The organism is uncultured Candidatus Kuenenia sp., from assembly GCF_900696675.1.
Taxonomy (GTDB): domain Bacteria; phylum Planctomycetota; class Brocadiia; order Brocadiales; family Brocadiaceae; genus Kuenenia; species Kuenenia stuttgartiensis_A.
In genome coordinates this window covers 1-5,787 of the sequence record NZ_CAADGZ010000174.1, presented here as the reverse complement: position 1 = coordinate 5,787, position 5,787 = coordinate 1, and the positions used below count along the sequence as shown (strand labels likewise).

General features: G+C 38.8%; 3 protein-coding genes. 1 reads left to right on the top strand and 2 read right to left on the bottom strand.

The window, feature by feature from the left end; all coding sequences use genetic code 11:
* Positions 1-264 precede the first annotated feature (264 nt).
* Both QZT26_RS16120 and QZT26_RS16115 read right to left on the bottom strand, forming a co-directional pair.
* Entirely contained in the window at positions 265-795 is a 531-nt protein-coding gene (locus QZT26_RS16120) for a type II toxin-antitoxin system VapC family toxin (protein WP_099326885.1), read from the bottom strand.
* Positions 796-3,363, bottom strand: coding sequence for an N-6 DNA methylase (locus QZT26_RS16115; protein ID WP_099326884.1), 2,568 nt, complete (start codon positions 3,361-3,363; stop codon positions 796-798). It abuts the gene before it with no gap.
* A gap of 566 nt (positions 3,364-3,929) precedes the next feature.
* Here QZT26_RS16115 and QZT26_RS16110 point away from each other — a divergent pair.
* Positions 3,930-4,541, top strand: a complete 612-nt coding sequence (locus QZT26_RS16110; protein WP_157820778.1) for a hypothetical protein — start codon at positions 3,930-3,932, stop codon at positions 4,539-4,541.
* The last annotated feature ends 1,246 nt before the right edge of the window (positions 4,542-5,787 follow it).

The following is a 5,787-nucleotide window of genomic DNA, read 5'->3' as shown; positions in this document are numbered from 1 at the left end:
TTGACGGAGAAAGGCCAGAAGTTCTCTTGTTCACTGATGACCGCTTCAGCCCTTGATATTAAAGCACTTACGGAAATGGCGGCATGAAAAACACGCATAAAAAACAAGAAATTGATGGATAGTAGTATATAGCGCTATTGGCAAATTAAAAGCAGAAAAACGCAGAAGATTACTGGATGAGACAGAGTCAGAATTAGCAGCATTCACACCTGCCTTACTGTATAAGGCATTTCTGGGAGAGGGAGGATAATCTTTCAATAACCGTTACGTTAGCCAATCTTCAAATCGTAAATCCGAACTTGTTATGCTTTTTATTGCATTCATTTTATCGTGGGTCACAAGCACAAGATTGTGCGCCATTGCTACAGCAGCAATCCAAAGATCATTCTCATCCATTTGCAATTCCTTATCAGTAGTAGGATCACGCCATTCTCTTATCCTCTTTTTACAACTTTTTCCTTTTCGATCTCTTGGGGCATATTTATCGAAGAGTTTTGCACGCAGGTCGGCATAGCAGTCACGTGCTATATTGATATTTATGTCAAAAGCAGGAAATGAAGATAATATTTGACGCGCTTGCTCATGCTGTTCCGGTCTATTATAAGACCTGACACGAAGCCCATATTCGACCTCGCCAATGGTTATGGGACATAAAAAAATTCTTGTATTATGTGGTTGCGGTAATCCATTCCAATGTTTTTCTAAGGCTTTGCATTCAGGACTATTTCCGCCTACTTTTAATTCAGCAAGATATCCAAGAATATTTGTATCAAGAAGATAGTAATCCTGTTTCACTTATTCTTCTGTTCCCAGTTTTTTAAGATAATTTATAAACTCAGTATCACGGATAAGTGGAATTCTTTCCATAATTTTATCAGGTGTTGCATTATTAAATTGCTCTGATATGTAAATATGAAGAGGAATCCATGCATTGATTTCTGGGGAGATGTAGCCTTTAAATTCAAAGGGTACAGGGCGTTGGTGACCCCAAAAAATATCTAAAAGTTGACGTTCCAATCGTGGAGGAAGTTTATATAGTTTTAGTATCTCAGCGTCTATCTGAAGTAATGTTTTCTTGGCTTCTGTCTCATCTTTCCTTAACACTTTTAAATAATGATTCACGAGATAATCAATAATTTGTTTAGTATCAATGGATATTTCGGGAATAGGTATATCGGTGTATACTCTTTTTGGAATATCCTTTTGAAAGCTATGGGCATAAATGAATGCTACTGCAATTGGAGAATTCAGCAATGTCGCTAACATAGCAACATCAAAGGTTTTAGATTTTGGCCAAATGCTATAAAATCTTCGGCTTACAATGCAACCGTTTTTGTCTAATGCGGCTGCATATCGCCACGGTCCCCTGGACATGCGCGAAGCAGGAACTATAACCTTTGGTTTGTCCCACGGTAGTTCCCAAGCTGTAGATGTTTCAAATCTTCGATATTGTTTGTCTGTCGACATATAAACTGTATCTTCAGCAATGAATTGCATGAATCCTTTTGTGACTTTTGAAATGCCTGGTTTTGAACCAGGAAAAGGCACATCACGGATTATTTCACATAACCTTTCTTTTCCTAAATTTGGTTTATATTGAACGCCTATGCTTATATCAACTATTTCACCAAAACGTGTATATCCTTCTAATCGTTCCCAAATTTCACGCAACAATGGCACAACAAGACGCCCTTGCATTTTGTCTTTGAGGTAAGATTGTGGAACATTGTCTTCCCATGTAACACCATGTCGAATCTGAAAGTCATCTCGTTCGCTGTCCCTAACTTCTCTATACAACATATTCCAGTTTTTTCGTGCCTGCTGTTTTCTGGCAACAATAACTGTAGTTTCCATATCAGAATATAAAAAGACACGGTCAGGAAGACACGTAACGGAAATTATTTTAAAGTTACTGAGCAAGGCAGTTCGTTCGTTTTTATAGTCAGAACCATCTAAAAAACTACGTGGTAAAACCAAACCAATTAATGCATTGTTTGGTAAAATCGGAAGCGTTCTGTGTAAAAGCTCAGCTGGTTTTGGGGTTTCAGGTCTTTTGCCCTTGATGTTTTCAAAAGGTGGGTTGCCTACAAGTATCATAGTTTTCGCCATACTATTTTCGAGGATATTATCGGCAAATATATCTTGTCTTTGTAAATCCCAGCTATTTGATTCGGGAAAATCAGCTAACATGAGGCACATACGGGCTACTTCAACGGAAAATGGGTCAATCTCTATTCCATGTAAATGTTTAATGAAAAATGTATGCCGTTGTTTACTGTCCCAATCTCCTGGCAATAGGCTTTTCATTCTTCTCATTGCTGCAATAAGAAAAATACCATGCCCACACATAGGATCTGTGACGTGCCACTGTTCTCTTTGTAAATCCTCTATCGGAATTTGCGAAAGAATGTAATCAGCAACATAAGATGGGGTACTATGAATTCCAAGTTCTTGACGGCTTTTTTGAGAGACAAATGTATTTTCATAAATGTATGTAAGAGTATCTACTGATATATTATTCAGCGGGAAAATCTTCCCAATTTTTTGTGATATTGACTCAAGAGTTAGTTCTGGAATTTTTGAAGCCGGTGTAGTTAAAGAAAAACCGTAATGTTCATATATTGCCTGCAATGCCGTTTGTGGAATAGAAAAATCAATCCCTTTCGCATTGCAGATATTGCGATCTTTGAGTACTTTTGCAGCCAAAAGACTAAAGACAACTTGAAAAACCGCAGGTGCATCAAATAGTAAATCTCGTTCATGAAAGTCTTCTTCAGCATAATTAAGTACAGCCCGAAGCAAGTGGTCTATTTTTTGAGAAGCTTTGTAGTCTATGGCAGGAAGTAATCCGATATCAACAAAATCTAACTGACGGGGCCCCGGTCGGGCAAATCCCGATTTTGCCCGTATGATAGCTTGGGGTTCCCAGTCTCTCAAGTTTTGTGCAATGACATTAGGCAGGCAGGCAGTTTCATACTTATCTTTAAGAAGAGGTTCACTTTCCGTTATAGCCCATCGTTCAGTTTTGCCGTTGTTAATGATAAAAATCTGAGGCGCTCCAAGCGATTTTAATTCATTTGCTACATCATCTGTAGAACGATTGGGTGCTGCTATTTGGATACCAAAGCAGGCAGAACGGTAATCAAAAGGTTCCTGGCCAAATAGCGCATAATTTACCGTACGAATAGGCGTACATGAGGAAAATAAATCAACGTATTTATAATCCTTCTGTATCAGATTTTTGCTATAGCCTATTTTTATAAAGGCATTTTCTACCTGCCCTATAATCTTATTTGTCATAATATTGTGATTACATGAAAGATTTTCGTTAAAAAGTTCATTATTATGTGCTTTATCCTCCATAAATAATTATCTTAGTTTGGTGGGGTAAGTGATTATTTCACTCATGAGATAGGCTGTCAAGAAAAATAAGGGAAGGCTTGAAATATTTAATCAGGAAGGGTATATTTTAATCGACTGAAAGCAGGGGGCGTATTGCAATACGCCCCTACAGATTGCCGGAAAGCTGGCATTCTAGCCGTATATTCAAGTTTTTACAGCCAATATAGGCGTTATCCAAACCGCCAGATTGCAAGGAAAGTTAATAACATTACTTTGTTAAAGAATACGTCTGGAAAAATATTTCTGAGTTGTAAGTAGAGTCGGCCACAACTTATGACTTATCAATGCTTTGCGACAAATATTTACTTTTGATTTTAGCCTTTACTTCCGGTATTAATTGCACTTGTAAATTTCTTACACAATCAATTGCCGGAGCAAAGGATTTGAGTATTTTCAGAACAAACATATCGTTATTAAATAAATTTCTTGAACATTTTGCATCATGTTTTACTAAAAAACAATTTGCAATGTTTCTCCTTGTCGTCTACGCAATGTTTAAAAACTATAAAAGAAACTCTCTGGAGGCCATGGCACAAGCCGTTCATATTATGAAAAATATACCTAAAGTATGCATAATAATTTCCATTTTCGCGCTTTTAATTTTAGGTTTTTTATCATATCTTTCATATATATACTCAGGTAAATATGATTTATGGAACTGGTCTAAAAACATCATAATACCAATTATTAGTGCTTTAATTGGCGGTGGCATTACATTGGTAGCTATTTATTATTCCATCAAATTAGAGAGTAAAGCTGAACAAGAAAAAACATTTCAAAATAGTATATCTGCAATAAAAACAGAATTAAAAGAGAATAAATCCATATTAGATGCTTATTGTGAGGATACAAAGGAAGTAAAGATTACTTCTGGTGACAATCGTAGTATTTTCTATATTCAACTATCTAATAGTTTGTGGGATAGTTTTAAATATGAAATAGTTAAGATTGATAAAACTAAGTTTGATGCCATTTGTCTGGCGTATGTAAATATAAACAAGGTAAATAGTCAGGCACAATTTGCACTTTCAAACTCAGGCACAGGTAAGGCGGATACCTATTACGAAGAAATTAAAAAACACGCAGAGAGTGCAAAAGTTTCAATAGAAGATGCATTAAAAAATTTAGAAAATGTATAATTCGATGCAGTGAATATATGGGGTTATGAAATCAGACATTTGGGGTAAAACCTAATCTATTGGCGTGCCCAGGGAAGGGTACTGTTTTCTAACGGGTGAAAGTCCCGTTGTGGTAAAAGCCGGAGCCATGTAGCTTGGATGGCAGGGGGTGATGGAAACGTTGCCTTCTGAAGCCCATCTACAAAGTCGGCGTAAGGCCGGCGAGCGAATATCCGGGTTGTAACGTACGTGAACGTAGAGGTAGCCTCGTGAAAGTCAGGAACCACTGGCCGAGCCTGTCAATAGTAGGCGAAGGCGGAATTCACGCACCTAAACTGGCTAATAGGTAAAAGAACGGTGGCGGGGTATCAGCGGCGACACGGATAGAAGGGAGCAGTATCAACTGGGGAAACCCTCCTTGTCCCTGATAGAAATATCAGGAGCGAATGTAAGCCTTATAAGTCGAAGGGCGAAGTAGACTGACAGGCAAGAGGGTGGCGGATGAGCCCGTAGTAGTGGAGATGGCAAGGACAGCATAACCTTGCCGGAGCGAAGGGGATCTGCTGTATTCTAAATCTTTCTTTAGCGGTGAGGCAGGGAAGAATGACAAATGCTTCTATAAGTCTGCAGGAACTGAGGAGGAAGATATACATCAAGGCGAAGACTGACAAGCACTGAGTGGTTTCGGCTGGAAGCGGTGGAGTAAGGGGATATATCTACCCGAAAGCTGCTCCATATCGATAGGTGTATAATGCCTTGCTGAGAAGGGAGCAGGGAAGCCGTATGAGGGAAAACCGTTCGGCTGAGCTCACGACGAAGCCTCACGTACGGTTTGATGTGGCAGGGGATGGAAAAGTGCTATGGAGAACCTAAACGGGCACAAAGCTGGAAACGGCAGCAACAGCCAAGGGGATACCTAATGCAACTCGCCATTCCTTGACCCTACACAATTCTTGAGTCAGCAGGGACCTTCATTTTTCAATTGGCAATCTATTAATAAGGATATTAAGGGACACCATGCTTAATTATTAACTCAATCAAGGATGGGTTAATTGGCGCGAACCCATCAAAATAAATGAAAATGTGATTGATGGGTCTGCTTCACCCCTCGATAAACTCAGGACAGGCTTCACTAACTTAGGGAGCGACCACAAATAACATGGTATTGTATAGTACCAATAGTATCGTTGTAGTGTCTTTGTGTATGTCACGGTAATAGCCGTTACAACTAGTAAATATAGGCATTGACACCCTCCAGCCATTATGA

Coding starts and splice junctions, on each gene's coding strand:
- QZT26_RS16115 (WP_099326884.1), bottom strand. CDS start 3,363: ATGGAGGATAAAGCACATAATAATGAACTTTTTAACGAAAATCTTTCA.
- QZT26_RS16110 (WP_157820778.1), top strand. CDS start 3,930: ATGGCACAAGCCGTTCATATTATGAAAAATATACCTAAAGTATGCATA.